Annotated in this window: 18 protein-coding genes; 13 read left to right on the top strand and 5 right to left on the bottom strand. The window is 64.4% G+C overall.

All coding sequences use genetic code 11. The features are described from left to right. Position 1: 1 nt before the first annotated feature. The gene (locus QGV55_RS11885; RefSeq protein ID WP_281016594.1) at positions 2-832 is read right to left on the bottom strand and encodes a methyltransferase domain-containing protein; all 831 of its coding nucleotides are present in this window, start codon (positions 830-832) and stop codon (positions 2-4) included. A gap of 401 nt (positions 833-1,233) precedes the next feature. Here QGV55_RS11885 and QGV55_RS11880 point away from each other — a divergent pair, with 401 nt between their 5' ends. The 5 genes from QGV55_RS11880 to QGV55_RS11860 all read left to right on the top strand — a co-directional run bounded on the left by QGV55_RS11880 (position 1,234) and on the right by QGV55_RS11860 (position 6,152). Next, the gene (locus tag QGV55_RS11880) at positions 1,234-3,105 is read left to right on the top strand and encodes a 2-oxoacid:acceptor oxidoreductase subunit alpha (protein WP_281016595.1); all 1,872 of its coding nucleotides are present in this window, start codon (positions 1,234-1,236) and stop codon (positions 3,103-3,105) included. Positions 3,106-3,119: 14 nt separating this feature from the next. Next, on the top strand, positions 3,120-4,145 hold the full coding sequence (locus QGV55_RS11875; RefSeq protein ID WP_281016596.1) for a 2-oxoacid:ferredoxin oxidoreductase subunit beta: 1,026 nt from the start codon (positions 3,120-3,122) through the stop codon (positions 4,143-4,145). A 6-nt stretch (positions 4,146-4,151) separates the two neighbouring features. Then, entirely contained in the window at positions 4,152-4,580 is a 429-nt protein-coding gene (locus QGV55_RS11870) for an acyl-CoA thioesterase (protein ID WP_281016597.1), read from the top strand. Positions 4,581-4,807: 227 nt separating this feature from the next. Then, a complete protein-coding gene (locus tag QGV55_RS11865) occupies positions 4,808-5,620 on the top strand; it encodes a flagellin (RefSeq protein ID WP_281016598.1) in 813 nt (270 codons plus the stop codon). Between the two features lie 148 nt (positions 5,621-5,768). Continuing rightward, the gene (locus QGV55_RS11860) at positions 5,769-6,152 is read left to right on the top strand and encodes a flagellar protein FlaG (protein WP_281016599.1); all 384 of its coding nucleotides are present in this window, start codon (positions 5,769-5,771) and stop codon (positions 6,150-6,152) included. Positions 6,153-6,172: 20 nt separating this feature from the next. Here QGV55_RS11860 and QGV55_RS11855 read toward each other — a convergent pair whose 3' ends face one another. From QGV55_RS11855 to QGV55_RS11840, 4 genes are all read right to left on the bottom strand, one after another. After that, the gene (locus tag QGV55_RS11855; RefSeq protein WP_281016600.1) at positions 6,173-7,363 is read right to left on the bottom strand and encodes an aminotransferase class V-fold PLP-dependent enzyme; all 1,191 of its coding nucleotides are present in this window, start codon (positions 7,361-7,363) and stop codon (positions 6,173-6,175) included. A gap of 81 nt (positions 7,364-7,444) precedes the next feature. Beyond that, entirely contained in the window at positions 7,445-7,837 is a 393-nt protein-coding gene (locus QGV55_RS11850) for a c-type cytochrome (RefSeq protein ID WP_281016601.1), read from the bottom strand. A gap of 77 nt (positions 7,838-7,914) precedes the next feature. Then, positions 7,915-8,334: a rhodanese-like domain-containing protein gene (locus tag QGV55_RS11845; protein WP_281016602.1), complete on the bottom strand. Its 420-nt coding sequence runs from the start codon at positions 8,332-8,334 to the stop codon at positions 7,915-7,917. A gap of 61 nt (positions 8,335-8,395) precedes the next feature. After that, positions 8,396-9,172: a TIM barrel protein gene (locus tag QGV55_RS11840; RefSeq protein WP_281016603.1), complete on the bottom strand. Its 777-nt coding sequence runs from the start codon at positions 9,170-9,172 to the stop codon at positions 8,396-8,398. Positions 9,173-9,203: 31 nt separating this feature from the next. On the opposite strand from QGV55_RS11840, the gene QGV55_RS11835 reads away from it, so the two are divergent. The 8 genes from QGV55_RS11835 to QGV55_RS11800 all read left to right on the top strand — a co-directional run bounded on the left by QGV55_RS11835 (position 9,204) and on the right by QGV55_RS11800 (position 17,231). Next, positions 9,204-10,361 carry an ABC transporter permease gene (locus QGV55_RS11835; protein ID WP_281016604.1) on the top strand — a complete coding sequence of 386 codons (1,158 nt, stop codon included), beginning with the start codon at positions 9,204-9,206 and terminating at the stop codon, positions 10,359-10,361. Between the two features lie 6 nt (positions 10,362-10,367). Then, the gene (locus tag QGV55_RS11830) at positions 10,368-11,150 is read left to right on the top strand and encodes an ABC transporter ATP-binding protein (RefSeq protein ID WP_281016605.1); all 783 of its coding nucleotides are present in this window, start codon (positions 10,368-10,370) and stop codon (positions 11,148-11,150) included. Next, the gene (locus tag QGV55_RS11825) at positions 11,147-12,136 is read left to right on the top strand and encodes an MlaD family protein (RefSeq protein WP_281016606.1); all 990 of its coding nucleotides are present in this window, start codon (positions 11,147-11,149) and stop codon (positions 12,134-12,136) included. Before QGV55_RS11830 ends, QGV55_RS11825 begins: the two co-directional genes overlap by 4 nt. Beyond that, the gene (locus QGV55_RS11820; RefSeq protein ID WP_281016607.1) at positions 12,133-12,771 is read left to right on the top strand and encodes an ABC-type transport auxiliary lipoprotein family protein; all 639 of its coding nucleotides are present in this window, start codon (positions 12,133-12,135) and stop codon (positions 12,769-12,771) included. Before QGV55_RS11825 ends, QGV55_RS11820 begins: the two co-directional genes overlap by 4 nt. Next, complete coding sequence (locus tag QGV55_RS11815) at positions 12,752-15,781, top strand: YdbH domain-containing protein (RefSeq protein WP_281023664.1); 3,030 nt, start codon at positions 12,752-12,754, stop codon at positions 15,779-15,781. The genes QGV55_RS11820 and QGV55_RS11815 overlap by 20 nt, the downstream gene beginning before the upstream one ends. 18 nt (positions 15,782-15,799) lie before the next feature. Continuing rightward, positions 15,800-16,060, top strand: a complete 261-nt coding sequence (locus tag QGV55_RS11810) for a YnbE family lipoprotein (RefSeq protein ID WP_281016609.1) — start codon at positions 15,800-15,802, stop codon at positions 16,058-16,060. Then, on the top strand, positions 16,060-16,395 hold the full coding sequence (locus tag QGV55_RS11805; RefSeq protein ID WP_281016610.1) for a YdbL family protein: 336 nt from the start codon (positions 16,060-16,062) through the stop codon (positions 16,393-16,395). Before QGV55_RS11810 ends, QGV55_RS11805 begins: the two co-directional genes overlap by 1 nt. A 71-nt stretch (positions 16,396-16,466) precedes the next feature. After that, positions 16,467-17,231: a glucose 1-dehydrogenase gene (locus tag QGV55_RS11800; RefSeq protein ID WP_281016611.1), complete on the top strand. Its 765-nt coding sequence runs from the start codon at positions 16,467-16,469 to the stop codon at positions 17,229-17,231. Positions 17,232-17,242 lie beyond the last annotated feature (11 nt).

Below are 17,242 nucleotides of genomic sequence, written 5' to 3'. Positions count from 1 at the left end.
GTCAATAGACGTCACCGCCCTGGAACACACCGGCAGAGACACAGAACGCGCGCACCTCGCCGCTCTCCAGCAGGGTACTGCGTCGGGCCCAGTATTCGGCCTCCGCCACCAGCAGGGGCTGCAGGGTCGGGGCGTCGGGACCGGCTTCCTTCAGGATCGTGCCGACCTGGCTGAAGGCGTCGCGAATGCCCGCCAGATAGGCATCCGTGATGTCGGTGAAGTCCGGCATCGTGAATCCGATCTCATACAGCCAGTCACGGGCGGTCTGGGGGTTCAGCAGATACATCGGTCGCGGCTCCATCGCCGACCAGACCGCAACTTCGGGGCATTCCGGGTCGTCACCGGTCAGGAACATGTCGGTGAAGACCAGACGACCGGTCGGCTTGAGCAGATGAAACACGTGATCGAACAGGTGCTTCTTGCGGCGGACCGCCATGAAGCTGTCGCGGGCGATCACCGCGTCGGCATAGCCAAGGCGCAGCCCGGTGTCGTTGAGTTCGCGCCGGTCCAGCTTCACGCTGGCGCCGGTCTTCTCGATCCACGCGGTGCCGTGATCGATCAGGCCCATGTGATCCTCGAACGCGGTGACCGTGGCGCCGGTCTGCTGCGCCAGCCGTGCACCGATGCCGCCAAGACCGGCCCCCAGTTCGACGACGCGTGAATCCTTTTCAAGCGGCAGATCGCTGTCCTGTTCCAGTGCCCGGAACATCCGGTTCACCATCGCCTCACCGCCCGGCCATACCAGGCCGTCGCCGAACAGCCGCTGGACCAGCTCCACCCGTGCGGCGGGCCAGATGGCATCATCGACTGCAGGTTTGGATTGCCGATGCACCTCGCTGCCCCTGGATGCGGGGCCGGACAGCGAATCGGAATCCCACCACGCGGCCAGCTTTCCGAACAATCCGTTGCGCGATCCGCCGCCTGGAGATGCCAATCTCTTGTCAGCCGTCAGTGGCACTGCATCCGACTCCGTACCTGAATGAAACCAGCGGTAGATTAGGAGCGGGCCGGTTAATCCCCCGTAAACCCGTGTGCCAAGCCGTCGTGAATTGGCCGCGACCCCGGAAATGTGATCGCTCCCGTCGCCACGCACGGCGGTTTCCCGTCAAGTGCCGTTGCCGAGGACCCTGTCCAAGCTTATGTTGAATCCGGCCAGCGTGCGGCAATCGTTTTTTTGGGGAGTTCGGCGCCGACGGCACGAAGAAAAACTTGCGGAACCAGGTATCAGATTAAATGACCAATACTGCTGAGATTATCGAACCGCGCGAGGGGCATCGCGAGGTTCTGGAATCGGTTGTCGTGCGCTTTGCGGGCGACTCCGGTGACGGGATGCAGCTGACGGGGAGTCAGTTCACCCAGTCCACTGCGCTGGCGGGCAACGACCTGGCCACGTTCCCGGACTTTCCGGCCGAGATTCGCGCACCTACCGGCACGACCTTCGGCGTGTCGGCATTCCAGATCAATTTCGGGGCGCGCCGCGTGATGACGGCGGGCGACCAGCCGGACGTGCTGGTGGCCATGAACTCGGCGGCGCTGAAGGTGAACATCGGCAACCTGCGTCGCGGTGGCCTGATCATCCTGGACAGCGGCACCTTCAAGGAACGTGACCTGCGCAAGGCCGGGTATGACACTAACCCGCTGGAGGACGGCACGCTCGACCCCTATCAGGTGGTCGAGATCGACGTCTCCAAGATGGTTGTCGAGTCGGTCAAGGAATTCGGCCTCGGCACCCGTGACGCCCTGCGCTGCAAGAACATGTGGCTGCTGGGGCTGGTCTACTGGCTCTATGGCCGCGATCGCCAGCCGTCCATCGACTGGCTGAATGCCAAGTTCAAGTCGAAGCCGGAGGTGGCCGCTGCCAATGTGGCCGCGCTGAACGCCGGTCATGCCTATGGTGAAACCGTCGAACTGCCCGGTGAGATCCTGGGCTACACGGTCGGCCCCGCGAAGATCGACAGCGGCCTCTACCGCAACGTGGCGGGGGCGGAGGCGCTGGCCTGGGGGCTGGCTGCGGGCACGCAGCTTGCGGAACTGCCGATGTTCTTCGGCTCCTACCCCATCACCCCGGCCTCATCGCTGCTGCACACGCTGGCGCGGCTGAAGCAGTTCGGCATCACCACGTTCCAGGCCGAGGACGAGATCGCGGCGGTCTGTGCCGCAATCGGTGCATCCTATGCCGGCCAGATCGGTGTGACGTCCAGTTCCGGCCCGGGCATCGCCCTGAAGACGGAAGCCATCGGCCTTGCCATCATGGTGGAACTGCCGCTGGTGATCGTGAACTCGCAGCGTGCGGGGCCGTCCACGGGCATGCCGACGAAGACGGAGCAGTCGGATCTCTATCAGGCCGTCTATGGCCGCAATGCCGACAGTCCCCTGGTGGTGCTGGCGGCGAACGGACCCGGTGACTGTTTCTACACCGCAATCGAGGCGGTGCGGCTGGCCACGAAGTTCATGACCCCGGTGATGCTGCTGACAGACGGCTATATCGCCAACGCTTCGGAACCATGGATGATCCCGGACTTCTCCAGTTTCGAGAAGTTCCCCGTGAAGCAGCACACGGAGGCGGAGGGTTTCGAGCCCTACAACCGTGACGCGGACACGCTGGCGCGGGTCTGGGCCGTTCCGGGAACGCCGGGGCTGCAGCATCGCGTTGGTGGCATCGAGAAGGACTTCACCTCTGGCCACATCTCCTATGACGCGGACAATCACCAGCGGATGACCGACGTGCGCCATGCCAAGATCAATGGTGTCGCGAACTTCATTCCGGAGCAGACGGTCGATCAGGGCGAGGCCGGTGGCAAGCTCGCGATCATCGGCTGGGGTTCGACCTATGGCCCGATCAGCCGCGCGGTTTCCAACATGCGGGAGCAGGGCAAGGACGTCGCGCACATCCATCTGCGCCACATCTGGCCATTGCCGCGCAACCTCGGCGATCTGCTGTCGTCCTACGACACCGTGATCTGCCCGGAAATGAACAATGGACAGCTTTCCACCGTCCTGCGTGCCGAATATCTGATTGATGTGAAGCCGCTGACGAAGGTGGAGGGCATGCCCTTCAAGATCAGGGAAATCGAGGCGGCCATCGAAGCCGTGCTCGGCGCCTGAGGGGAGAGAGAACCATGAACCAGCAGGCACCCATCGCCTACAAGCCGAAGGATTTCGCCACGGATCAGGAAGTCCGCTGGTGCCCCGGTTGCGGTGACTACGCGATCCTGAAAGGTGTGCAGAAGGCCCTGGCCGACATTGGCACCGCGCCGGAGAACGTTGTCTTCGTGTCCGGCATCGGCTGCGCCGCGCGCTTTCCCTATTACATCGAGACCTATGGCTTCCACACCATCCATGGCCGGGCACCGGCGGTGGCAACGGGGGTGAAGCTGGCCAATCCGGACCTGGATGTCTGGCTGGTGTCGGGTGACGGCGACGCCATGTCGATCGGCGGCAACCACATGATGCACCTGTTGCGGCGCAACATCGATGTGAACTACCTGATCTTCAACAACGAGATCTACGGCCTGACCAAGGGGCAGTATTCGCCCACCTCGCGGCTGGGTACGCGCTCACCCTCCACACCCGCCGGTTCCATTGACGCGCCGGTCTCGGCCTGTGGACTGGCGCTGGGTGCCGGCGGCCGGTTCGTGGCCCGCGGCATCGACCGTGGCCAGAAGGAACTGCCGGGTATCCTGCAGCGTGCCCATGCCCACAAGGGCGCATCCTTCGTCGAGATCCTGCAGAACTGCATCGTCTACAACGACGGTGTCTTTGACGGTGTCGTTGACAAGAGCGTTGCGGGCGAAGCCCAGATTCACGTCAAGCACGGGGAGCCGCTGCGCTTCGGTGCCGACAATGCCAAGGGACTGCGCTTCAATGCGAAGGCCATGCGGCTGGAGGTGGTGACGGTCGGCGAGGACGGCGTCAGCGAAGACGACATCATCGTGCACGACCAGACCAATCTCGCGCTGGCGCAGATGCTGGCTGCGATGGATCGCCCGGACTTCCCTGTCGCCGTGGGCGTGATCTACGACAATCCCGCCGACGTGACATACGATCAGGCCGTGAAGGCGCAGAACGAGAGCGCGAAGGCCGATGCGAAGATCACCAGCATCGACCAGTTGCTCCGCTCCGGCGCAACCTGGCAGGTGGATTGACCGAAGTTGTCGGACTCCCTGCCTGACCTGGCACGCGCGGCGAACTACCGGCGCTGGATCACGGATCGCATCCGCTATTGCGATACCGACCAGGCCGGCCATGTGAACAACGTCGCCTATGCTGCCTATGCCGAGACCGGGCGGCTTGACCTGATGCATGGCGTCATTCGTCCGCAGATGCCGGAGGGGCTGCGTTTCATCGCGGCCTCGATCACCGTCAACTACCTGCGCGAGTCCCATTATCCGGGGGAGGTGCGCATCGGCACCGGCGTCGCCCGCATCGGGCGGACCTCCATCACCGTGGGGCAGGGCATCTTCAAGGATGACCTCTGTGTCGCGACGGCACTGGGCACGGTCGTGTTGCTGGACGGTTCCACCCCCAAACCCCTGACCGAACCACTGCGCGCGATGGCGGAGAGTCTCCTGCTGGGCTGACGGCCCGGTGGCGGGATCAGATTGGGTCCAGTGGGCAATATCTGCCGGGGCATTGCTGCCGGGTCGGCAGGATTTACCCGGCAAGAATTGCCCTGGTTAACATGATTTTAGAAAAAATACATATTCTTCAATTGGTTATTCGGTTTGGTTAACTGGCCTGACGGTTGCTCCTAGGGAACCGGGCAAAAAGCCCAGTGAACCCAAATGATCCAGAATGGAGAATTGAAATGCTGTCAGTGAACACCAACAACGGCGCGATGACCGCGCTGCAGAATCTGAACCAGACCAACAAGCAGCTGAACGAAGTTCAGTCCCGCATCAACACGGGCCTGAAGGTTGCGACCGCGAAGGACGATGGTGCCACGTTCGCCATAGCCCAGAACATTCGTTCCACCGTTGCCGGCCTGGACGCAGTTAAGGGAAGCCTTGATCGCGGTGTTTCTTCTGCCGATACAGCCATCGCGGCTGGTCAGTCGATCTCCGATCTCCTCATCGAAATGAAGGAGAAGTCGGTGGCGGCGACCGATGCGAGCCTGGACACGGCCAGCCGGACCGCCCTGAACAACGATTTCGCGGCACTGCGTGATCAGATCTCGACCATCGTCAGCAATGCTGAATTCGATGGCGTGAACCTGATTGACGGTTCCCTGTCCTCGATCGCCGTCCTGGCGAACGACGAAGGTTCCACGATCACGGTTTCTGCTCAGCAGTTGTCCGCCAACACGGGTCTTGGTGTTGCATCGGTCGATCTGACCACAGCAACGAATGCTGCGGCGGCCCGCAGTGCAGTCGAAGCGGCCATCCAGACCGCCAACTCGCGTCTTGCCTCGCTGGGCACGGATGCGAAGAGCCTCGAGATCCACAAGGATTTCGTGGGTCAGGTCCAGGATACGCTGACTGCTGGTATCGGCAACCTCGTCGATGCCGACCTGGCGAAGGAAAGTGCTCGCCTCCAGTCGTTGCAGATCAAGCAGCAGCTGGGTACGCAGGCCCTGTCCATCGCGAACCAGGCGCCGCAGTCGATCCTCGGTCTCTTCTAAGTCGGGACCGCGTAACCGGGATATGGGAGCTTCGGCTCCCATATCCCCCGCGCGCTCCGCAACGGTTGCGGCGTCGAGAACGACACAAGCACAGAAAGTCGTCCGTGTTGCATCCTGAACCGGGGCTCGCCCATCGGGGGATGGCACTATGATAACCAACCTGGTGACGGATCTGTCCCAGGCAATCGGTCGGACACCGCCTGCACGGGCTGTTTCTGATCGTGAGACCGAGCCTGATAAATCGGTCGATACCAAGGACTACAAGGCCGAGCGGGAAGCCGCGCAGGCGGAAGAGGATCCCAAGGTGGACCGTCAGCGGATCACCGACACGATCACCGCCGCCCTGCGCAACGACTTTCCGGCCAACACCAACCTGCAGATCGATATCGCCGACGAAACGGGCAGCTTTGTCTACAAGGCTGTCGATCGTGATTCAGGTGAAGTCGTGAAGCAGTTTCCGGCCGCTGACGTGCTCGAACGGCTGGAGCGCATGGCAAAGGTCCAGGGCCTGGGGATCGACAGCGAGGTCTGACGGACCGCTCTGTCTGCTTCTCAGTAACTGGCTTTCAGCTCACTGGGCGCCGCGTCGGCGTCACGTGAATCGCGCGCCATATCCATCACGCCCGCCAGGTCCGACAACCAGGCAGGGCGTGCTGGCGCGTGCAGCATCGACAGCATCAGATGCATGCCCTTCGGCTGCTGGGTCAGTCCCGGTAGCCATCCCTTTTCCGCCATGCCTTCGGCGACCCTGAAGATGTCGACGTCATCACTGCCGAAGCTGATGATCGTCAGATCGGGTTCCGCGTGCAGCTTCAGACCGGGGATCGCGCAGATACCATCCCGATAGGCCCGGGCGTTTGAAATCAGGTCCGCCGCGATGGCCCGGTATCCGGCATGGCCGAGGTGGTTCATGACCGCCCAGGCGCCCGCAACGCCACCGCCGGGTCGGGTGCCGACCAGTGTCTGCGTGACGAACCGGCCGTTGGCCCAGACATCCAGGTCGAAGGCGTTGCGCGCCATGTCCTCCGGATCGCGGAAGAAAACCGTGGAAGCGGGCTTGGGGCAGAAACCGAACTTGTGCAGGTCGGCAGACAGGGATCGGACGCCGGCCAGGGACATGTCAAAGACCGGCAGGGCGACGCCGTTGGCGCGGGCGAAGGGCAGGACATAGCCGCCGACACAGGCATCCACATGCAGCCACAGGTTCTGCGCCAGCGCCAGTTCGGACAGTTCGGCAATCGGATCGACAACGCCGAAGGGGAAGCAGGGGGCGGAGCCGGCGATCAGCATCGTGTCCTGATCCACCGCACTGGCGATAGTCGCCGGATCCGCCCGACGGTCGGGCCGCAGGGGACGGCGGCGCACGTCGATATCCATGGTGATCGCCGCCTTCTCGAAGGCCGGGTGCGCGCTCTCCGGCAGCACCATGTTCAGCGTCCGGCCACGGCCATGCAGGGCGCGGTGGTGTTCCCGTGCCGCCTTCACCGCCAGGAAGATGCTCTCGCTGCCGCCGCTGGTCATGTGGCCCGTGGCCTGGCCGGGCGCGCGGAACAGGTCGAGCGCCATGGCAATGACGTCGTCTTCCATTCTCTTCAGGCTCTGAAAGGCGCGCTTGGCCCCCAGCGCATTCTCGGCGAAGAACTGATTGAAGGCGGCCTGCCCGACTTCCTGCACGCTGTCGGTCGCCTTGAACACGAACAGGGGCACCTTGCCGCCGCGCCAGTCCGTGTCACCCCTCGCCATCTCCGACATCTGCCGGGAAAGCTCAGGCCATTCCGTTCCCTGTTCAGGCAGTGTGATGCGTTTCATGCCTGACAGGATAGGTCAGTCGATGGACTTGAGATAGGCAATCAGGTCATCGCGCATGCTGCCGCGCTTGATGCCGACGAACTGCATCACGGTGCCGGGGATGAATTCCCTCGGCCCCCGGATGAACTCCCGAAGATTTTCTTCCGTCCAGATCATCCCTTCCGCCTTGCGGGCGAGGAACGGGTCGGAATAGCGGTAATTGGGGGCGGCGGCGATGGGCCGACCGACAACACCGTTCAGTTTCGGTGCAGCGAGGGGATCACCCGGCAGCGGGATATGGCACTGGGCGCAATACTTGCGGAATGCCGCTTCGCCCTTCTCGACATCGCCGGCACCGAGAGCTGATCCGGCCGGAAGGGCCAGAACGAAGAACATGGTCCTTGCCAGGTGCCTGAGGATTGCGCGCATGCCGTCTGTCTCCAGTGCCGTTGTGTCCGCTCCTGCGTTCAATCTGGCGATCAGTCGGCACGGTTCAATGGCCATCGTCACTCCAGCGGCAATTGGCGCTTCTGCCAGCCGGGACCGGCGGCGCTGCCGAGCATGCCCTCGCCGATGTCGCGCACATTGCTGAATCCGTTTGCCCGCAGGAAGGCCGCCGCGTCGCTGGAGCGGACACCACGGGCGCAGATCAGCGCGATGGCGCGGTCGCGCTCATGGCCGACGATGGCAAGCACGTCCTCCAGAAAACCGCTTTCCCCGCCGATCTGCCACCAGCTTGCCCGTGCCGCCCCCCTTGGCACCCCGGTCCATGCCCATTCGGCCGCATTGCGTACGTCGATGATCAGCATCCGACCCGCGCTTGCTTCCTCCCAGGCCTGGTCCGGGGACAGCAACGCCGCGTCCGCGCGCGCCGTGAGGGGCATCAGCAGCAAGAGGATCAACAGGTGCAGGCGAAGGTGTCTCATGCCACGCAGCAGAACCGCATGTGATCGCGCCGCGCAATTCAAGGGCGCGTGAGGTGCCGGTTCACAGGAATCCATGATCGCGAAACCAGACCAGGCTGGCCTCCGTCGTGGTTGAAGGGATGTATTCCAGCCCGACAGGGCCGGTGTAGGCCATGGTGTCCACCAGGCGCAGGAACCAGTCGAAATCAACCTCACCCATGCCGGGTTCATGACGGTCCGGCGGGTTGGCGATCTGGACATGGCCGATACGGTCGAACAGGTCGCGAAAGGCCCGGGTCAGATCGCCGGTCATGATCTGGGTGTGATAGGCATCGAACTGCAAGCGCACGTTCGCCGCCCCGATCCGGTCCAGCAGCCGACAGGCGTGGTCGTTGGTGGTCAGGAAGTATCCGGGCCGGTCGACCGTGTTCAGCGGCTCCAGCATCAGTCTGACGCCGCCCGGGGCCGCCTCGATCGCCGCCTGCTTCAGGTTGGCGACCAGGCAGTCGTTGGCCGCCTTGTCCGTGGCGTCCCCATGTCCGGCCATGACATGAATGCCCGCCGCGCCAATGCTGGTTGCCATGGCGAGCGCCCGCGCCATCAGCCGCTCGAACTCACCGCGCCGCTCGGGTTGCGTCGCGCAGCCGACGTCGCCCGCTTGCGCATTCGGCATTGGCGTGTTGATCAGGGCAATGTCCACGTTTGCGGCGCGGGCCGCGTCGGCGATCTCGTCCGCGTCGTGGGCGTAGGGGAACAGGATCTCGACCGCATCGATTCCGGCATCGCGCGCCGCCTGGAACCGGGAAAGGAATGGCCGTTCGGTGAACAAGAGGTCTATGTTTGCATCGAACCGGGGCATTTCAGTCCTTCCCGAGATGGTGATTTCCGAGGTGGCCACTATTTCCACTGCCAGTGCCAAAGGCAACCAGCCCACCGACACGACCTGGCTGGCGCAGGGGCAGGGCGGTGTGCTGCATCTGAAAGGCGACTGGACGGTCGCGCATGCACGCAGGATCGACAGTCTGATCCGGCAGGTGCGGATCGAGCCCGGTTCCCTCCGCCAGCTTGATCTGGGGGGCATCACCGGCTTCGACACCACGGGCGCCTGGCTGTTGCTGAGACTCGCGGACCGCCTGTCGGTCGCCCTGCCCGAGGCGATGATTGCCGCGCCACATGGTGTGTCGGCGCTTGTGCAGCGCGTGTCCGCCGCACGGGCGGAGCCTGCGGAACCGTCGCGGGGCGGCAATCCGTTTGTCGTCATCCTGGCGCGGCTGGGCAATGCAACGCTGGAGGCGGGGCGGGAAGCCGGGGCGATGCTCGGCTTCATGGGGGCGACGGTGGCGGCGGCGATGGGGGCACTGCGTCGACCGGGCCGACTGCGTCTGACGGCGACAGTGCATCACATGGAGCGGGCAGGACTGAATGCCCTGCCCATCGTTGGCCTGATCTCCTTCCTCGTCGGTGTCGTGCTGGCCTTTCAGGGCGCGGCACAGTTGCAGCGGTTCGGTGCGGAGATCTTCGTGGTCAACCTGATCGGCGTGTCGGTGCTGCGGGAGATCGGGATCCTGTTGACGGCGATTGTCGTGGCCGGACGATCCGGCAGTTCCTACGCGGCCCAGCTTGGTTCCATGAAGGTGAACGAGGAAGTGGACGCACTGCGCGCGCTGGGGCTTGATCCGGTACAGGTGCTGGTGCTGCCGAGGGTGCTCGCCCTGTTCCTGATGATGGGGCCGCTGGCCCTGTTCGCCGATCTGATGGGTCTGATCGGTGGCGGGCTGATGGCCTGGGTGGCACTGGATATTCCGCCGACGCTCTATGTCGACCGGCTGACGAATGCGGTCTCGCTCTGGACCCTGCTGGTCGGGCTGGCGAAGGCCCCGGTGTTCGGCGCCCTGATCGGGCTGGTGGGGTGCTACGCCGGGCTGCAGACCGGTGGCAGCGCGGACTCGCTGGGACGCCAGACGACGATCGCCGTGGTTCAGGCGATCTTCATCGTCATCGTCGTCGATGCCATTTTCTCGATATTCTTCAACATTGTCGGAGTCTGACCTGGGATGGTGCTTGAGGAAGAGAATGCGCCGATCATCCGTGTGACGGGACTGCTCAACCGTTTCGGACCACAGGTGGTGCATGAGGGACTGGATCTCGAGGTCCGCAAGGGGGAGGTGCTGGGCGTCGTTGGGGGGTCCGGCACCGGCAAGTCCGTCCTGCTGCGGACCATCATCGGCCTGAACCGCCCGGCGGCGGGCAAGATCGAGGTCTTCGGCCAGGAACTCGCCCGGCTGGAGCCCGCCGACCGGCAGGCACTGGAGCGTCGCTGGGGGGTGCTGTTCCAGAACGGTGCGCTGTTCAGTTCGCTCACGGTTGCGGAGAATGTCGAGGCCCCGATGCGCGAGCATGCGGATCTGCCTGCGGCCCTGATGGACGAACTGGCGGGGCTGAAGATCGCCATGGTCGGCCTGCCGCACGAAGCCTGTGCCAAGTTCCCTTCCGAACTGTCGGGCGGCATGCGGAAGCGGGCCGGCCTGGCGCGGGCGCTGGCGCTGGATCCGGAGATCGTGTTCCTCGATGAGCCAACGGCCGGTCTCGACCCCGTCGGGGCGGCGGATTTCGACCTGCTGATCAGGGAACTGTCCGACACGCTCGGACTGACCGTTTTCATGGTGACCCACGATCTGGACAGCCTGTATGCGATTTGCGACCGTGTGGCGGTTCTGGCGGAGCGAAGGGTCCTGGCTGTCGCGCCGATTGCGGAACTGGAAGAGCATCCGCATCCCTGGCTGCAATCCTATTTTCACGGCCCGAGGGCGCGTGCGGCCCGAAAAGCGAGGCAATGATGGAAACCCGTGCCAGCCATGTGCTCATCGGCAGTGCGGTACTGCTGTTCACCCTGCTGTTCATGGGCATGGTCGTTTGGTTGTCGAGCGCTGATATCGACAGCAAGACAAAGACCTACGACATCTTCTTCAGGGGATCCGTAGCGGGCCTCGCCGTCGGTGGCGATGTCCGCTACCGCGGTATCCGGATCGGGCGGGTGCTGGAGATCGTCATCGACCAGGAAGATCCGAGCCAGGTTCGCGCCGCGGTCGAGGTGGACGAGGCGACCCCCATCCGCGAAGGCGATGTCGCCAAGCTGAAGCTGCAGGGCATCACCGGTGTCGCCTATGTGAACATCGAGGGTGCGGTTGCCCGCAGCCCGTTGCTGACCACCCCGCCGCTGGCGGAGCGACCGATCATCCCGTCCGCGCCATCGGAACTGGAACGCCTGTTCTCCGGCGCGCCCGAGCTGCTGGGCCGTGCGATCATCGTCTCCGAACGTCTGGCCGACCTGCTGGGGGAAGACAATCAGGCCCAGTTCGCCGGAATTCTTTCCGATCTGAAACTGCTGACCGGGACGCTGGCCAATCAGCAGTCCGGTATCGAGAATACCCTGATCGCGATGGAGCGGAGCGCGGCCAGCGTCGCCTCGGCGGCGGGCAAGGCCGATGCCCTGGTCGATGACCTGTCGGAGACCATGGCCGTGGCGCGCGGCACCATGATCGGGATCGATCAGGCCGTGTCAGTGGATTTCGGCGCGCTGGTGAACGAACTGCGCGCCACGAACCGAGACCTGGCTGCGACGATGGGAGCGGTCAACCGGATCGTGCAGGGCAGTGAGCAGCCGCTGGTCGATTTCACCCATGACGGGCTGTCGGAGGCGCAGCGTTTCATCACGGAGGCACGTCTGATGGTGGCGGCAATCTCCCGCCTGACGGAACGGTTGGAAGCAGGTGGGGCACAGACCCTGCTGGGTGTTGAAGCGGCGGAGGTCGATGCGGAATGAAACAGATGACCCGACTGACCCTGGTCGCACTGTCGCTGGTCGCGGCGCTGTCACTGGCAGCCTGTGGCAACTTCCTGGGGGTGCCGAAGGCCGCGTCCAACATCTTCACCCTGACGCCCAAGAGCACCTTCCAGGCGGGTCTGCCTGCCGTCGCCTGGCAGTTGGTGATCGAGGAGCCGCTGGCCGCCGGTGGGCTGGACAGTTCGCGCATTGCCGTGAAGCCCAACGAGATCGAGCTGAAGTATTTCTCTGACAGCCGCTGGACCGAACGGGCACCGAAGATGATCCAGACCCTGCTGGTGGAGAGCTTCGAGAACAGCGGCACCATCGTCGCGGTCGGCCGGCAGGCCATCGGCCTGCGCTCCGATTTCAGTCTCAAGACCGAACTGCGGGAGTTCCAGGTGGAGCCCTATCGTGGCGGCCTGGTCCGGGTTCGGGTGAATGCGAAGCTGATCCGCCAGCCGCGCCAGCTGATCATCAACTCAGCGAGTTTCGAAGCCACCGCCCAGCCAGCGGGCACGGGCATGCTTGCCAATATCCGCGCGTTCGATGAGGCGCTGGGTGCTGTGCTGCGGGACATCGTCGAATGGTCGATCCTGGAAGGCCAGGCGGCCCATGCCGCAGGACGGCGCTAGGCCCGCAACCGTGGCGTGGCCGCTCCGAATCCTCGGCATTCTGGCGGTTGTCCTGCTTGTCATGCTGGGCGGGCTGGTGCTTTTCCGCCATTTCGTGGTCGAGTCGCTGGCGGTCGCCTACCTGGAAGGCAAGGGGGTCGCGCCGGTCGAACTGACGGTCTCGGCGCTGGGGCCCGATGGAATCGAACTGCGCGCCGTTGCCATCGGTGACCTGAAAGCGCCGCACGTTTCGGCCAGACGGATCATCGTCGGATTTGACGGCATGAGCATCGGGTCAGTGGACGTCCACGGTCTCGGCGTTCGTGTTGCGCATGGGCCGGACGGGCTGGACGCGGGACCGGTCATGCGTCTGGCGGAGTCTGCTGAAGGATCGCCCGCCGATGCCTCCGTGCCGCTTGCGTTGCCTGCAGACTTGCCGACGCTCGGTCTGCATGGCGTGCAGGTGCTGATCACCAAGGAGAACGCGCTGCACGGGCTGACCCTGGGTGGCGACTATAGGCTGCATGAGGGTCAGCTTGACGGGTCGGGACCTATCAGGGTCTCCGGCGCATTGGGCCTGGTTGAAGGCGAACTGCGGGTCGATCTGGCTTCGGACCTGACAGGCGGTGTCATCCTGTCCGCCCGCGATGTGTCCCTCAACGTGCCCGGTCTGCGCACCAGTCTGGCCGTCGCGTCGCTCGATCTCACACTGGGCCGACAGCCCGACCTGATCTCCGCCGATCTGACTGCCGCCCTTCCCGGGGGCGATCTGACCGGCAGCCTGCTGCTCGCCGCGCCGTTCGACCAGCCGACGATCGATCTCGGCGTCCAGGCCAGCCTTGGCGATCTGGCCCAGACCCTGCCGCTGATCTCCGACGTCGCAGGAGACCTGCCGGTGAGTGGCGGTTCCGCCGATCTCTCGTTCGCGCTGGTGGCCACTGCAGATGCCGATGTGACCATTCCCGACATTGCCGGTCTGATCAGGACATCAGTGGGGGAGGTAAGGCTGGAGGGCGATCTCCGCCTGCCCGCCTCCGCTCATTCCGCAGGGGCGGACTTCGGTGACATTGCGCTCGATCTGGCAGCCGACGGCAAGCTGGGCGCGGGGGAGATCACGCTCGATTTCAACAGGCTGAGTCTGACGTCGGAAGCGGTTCCCAAGGTGGCTCAGGCGCGGGACCTTGCGCTGCGCTACGGCCCCGGGGCGTCCTTCGCGGTCCGTCCGGGCATGACGGCAACCCTTGCGCTGGCCGAACCCGGCGCGATTTCCTTCCGCGGCGGGCTGGACACGCGGAGCGGCCCGCTGAGGCTGGCCGCCGAACTGGAGAATGCGCGGCTTTCCGGCACCGGGCTTGATGTGACAGGCGCCACGCTGACCGTGACCGGGCTTTCGGTGATGCAGCAGGACATCGACCGCCTGCACTATGACGGCAAACTCCTGCTTGGCGCGCAGTCCGAGCTTCATGGCCGGTTGCAGGGTTCATCCTCTGCCCTGTCGGTCGGCGATGCCGACGCAGAGACGGTTTCCGCGGCGCTGGCCCTCGACCTCACTGTCGAGTCGGCGGAGCGGCTGCGGGTCCGCCTGAACGGCCCCGTGCGGGCCGGTCGCCTGGCGCTCGCGGAGCCCGCTGTCAGCATCGACGCGCCGGAGATAGCCCTTGAGGAGGTCCAGTTCGCGCTCGTCCCAGGCAAGGGCATGGTCACCAGGGGGGCGTTCGTGGCTTCGTCCGGCCCGGTCACCGCACCCGAAATCGCGGAGAGCCAGTTCACCCTCGAGCCGATGCGGTTCGGTTTCGATCTCGACGGCTATGGCTTCGGCACGATGTACGGTTCCGTGACCCTCGACAGTGACGGTCTGTCAGCGCCCGGTCTCGCCCGCAGTGGTCCGCTCAGGATCAGGGGAAAGGTCCGGCCCTCACCGCAGAGTGTGAAGGCAGAGATCTCGGTGGCAGACATGAACCTGGATGGATTGTCCGGCCTTTCGCTGCCGCCGATGTCCTTCGACGGCACGCTGGACGTTCTGGAGGCGCGGGCCGCACTCGCGGGGCGGCTGTCGTCAGGTGCCATCGGCATCGACGTCTCCGCGGATGCGGATCCGGCCACGGGCGCGGCGCAGGCACGGATGGTGCTACCCGAGACGGCTCTGCCGTTGCTGGCGGAGGTGCTGCGCGATGTGGTCCTGCCTGCCGGGACCGCCCTGCCGGAGGGATCCGTTTCAGCGGAGGTGACTCTTCGGCAGGCCGAGGCGCTGTCCGCCGACCTCGATCTGAACGTGACAAACGGCAGTGTTGCGGTAACGGAGTTCGCCCTGTCAGGCATCAATGGGACGCTGCATCTGGAGGAGCTTCTGCCGCCACGCACCGACGCGCCGCAGGAGGTGCGGATCGCCCTGCTCTCCGGCCCTGCGGACATCCGCGACATGCTGCTGCGGTTCGAACTGGCGCAGGATGGCGATGAAACCATCGCCCGCATCCTGGACCTGCATGGCGATGTGCTCGGCGGGCGCATGGCGATGCGGCCGTTCGAGCTGCGTGCCGATGAAACGCGCCGCAGGATCGATGTCGACCTGCAGCGCATCGACATGGCAACAATCGTTGATCTGGCAGGACTGGAGGACTTCATCCTGACCGGCAGCCTGTCCGGTACCCTGCCGGTGGAGATCGTCGGCGAAAACGGCGTCGTGGTGCGTCAGGGCAAGCTGGTCGCGGATGGTCCAGGGACATTGCAACTGGATGGCAATGTGCTGCGCGGCATTCTCGGTCAGCAGGGCGGTGACGAACTCGACCTGATGATCCGCACGCTGGAGGATTTCCGCTACGACGTGCTGGAAGTCAGTCTCGACAAGCCGCTGGAGGGCGAGACGACGATGCTGATCACGCTCGGCGGTCTCAATCCGGCGGTGCTGGACGGGCACCCGTTCCGGTTCAACATTTCGGTGAGCGGGGATGCGGATCGCCTTCTTGCGACCATATTGACGGTATATCGGGCATCAAGCGGCATGATCGAGCAGGGTATCAAGTCCTTGCAGTAGACCTGGTCAGGCCGCAGCATGTCGGCACGCATATTCGGGAACATGACCATGGCAGCAGGATCGGAAGAGTGGCGGAGGCAGCGCGGTACCGGACTGCCCGGTATCGGCGGCGTGATGGCTCTTGCCGCATTGCTGGTTGCCTGTACGCCGACGGTTCAGGTGGAGGCCCCGAAGGAGCCGATCACCATCAACCTGAACATAAAGCTGGATGCGGATGTGCGGGTCCGGCTGGAGGAAGCCGCCAAGAACGACATCAAAACCAATCCGGGGATTTTCTGATGCTGCGTCGTACATTTCTGATGCTTGCCGCTGCCCTTTCTCTGTCGGTGGCCATGGCTGGCAGTCCGGCGATGGCCCAGTCACTGGACGCCCTGCGCAGCTCCGGTGCGGTCGGTGAACGCTTCGACGGTCTGGCGGTCGCCCGTGACGGTAGTGCCGCGACCGCGAAGTTTGTCGAGGGCGTGAACGCACAGCGGCTCGGCATCTATCGGGATCGCGCCGCCGCACAGGGGGTTTCGCCCGAACAGGTGGGACGGGTCTATGCGCAGCAGATTCGCAAGTCCGCGCCGCGCGGCACCTGGTTCCTGCAGGACAATGGCAACTGGACCCAGTGAGCTTGTCACGCTACTGAAAGATTCCGGGATCAGGGCCCGGTTCGGAATCATTCGGGGACAGGAATAGCGCGATGTTCAATCAGTTGAGGCTCGACAACCGGATTGCACTGGTAACCGGCGCCAGCCGGGGGCTGGGCCGCTCGATTGCCCTGGGTCTGGCGTCCGCCGGGGCACGTGTTGTCGTCAATGCCCGGGACGAGGATGCGCTGGGGAAAGTTGTCACGGAGATCGAGCACAGGGGCGGTCAGGCCGACCTGCGCTGCTTCGATGTGACGGATGAGGAAGCGGCGAAGGAAGCCCTGGCCTCCATCGTCACGGACCATCGTCGTCTCGACATCCTGGTCAACAATGCGGGCACGGTTGTCCGCTCTCCCCTGCTTGAAAGCACGACGGAGGACTTCCGCCAGGTCGTCGATACCAACCTGACCTCCCTGTATGTCATGTCGCGGGAGGCCGCGCGGCTGATGGTGCCACGGGGCTATGGCCGCATCCTCAACATCGGCTCCGTCATGTCCCACATCGGGCGCCCCAACATCGTGTCCTATGTCTCGACGAAGCATGCCGTAGCCGGGCTGACCAAGGCGCTGGCAAACGAACTGGCGCCACAGGGGATTGCCGTGAACGGCATCGGGCCGGGCTATTTCGGGACCGAGTTCAATCGTCCCCTGATGGAAGATGCCGAATTCACCGCGATGGTGGAGGGGCGGACCCCGGTGGCACGCTGGGGCAATCCCGACGAGATCGCCGGTGCCGCGATCTTCCTCTGCTCCGAAGCAGCGTCTTACGTCAGCGGTCACATGCTGATGGTGGATGGCGGTCTGACGATCAAGCTCTAGCCGGATCGGTG

The organism is Minwuia sp. IMCC3009, from assembly GCF_029909415.1.
Taxonomy (GTDB): Bacteria; Pseudomonadota; Alphaproteobacteria; order Minwuiales; family Minwuiaceae; genus Minwuia.
This window is presented reverse-complemented; position numbering and strand designations above follow the sequence as displayed.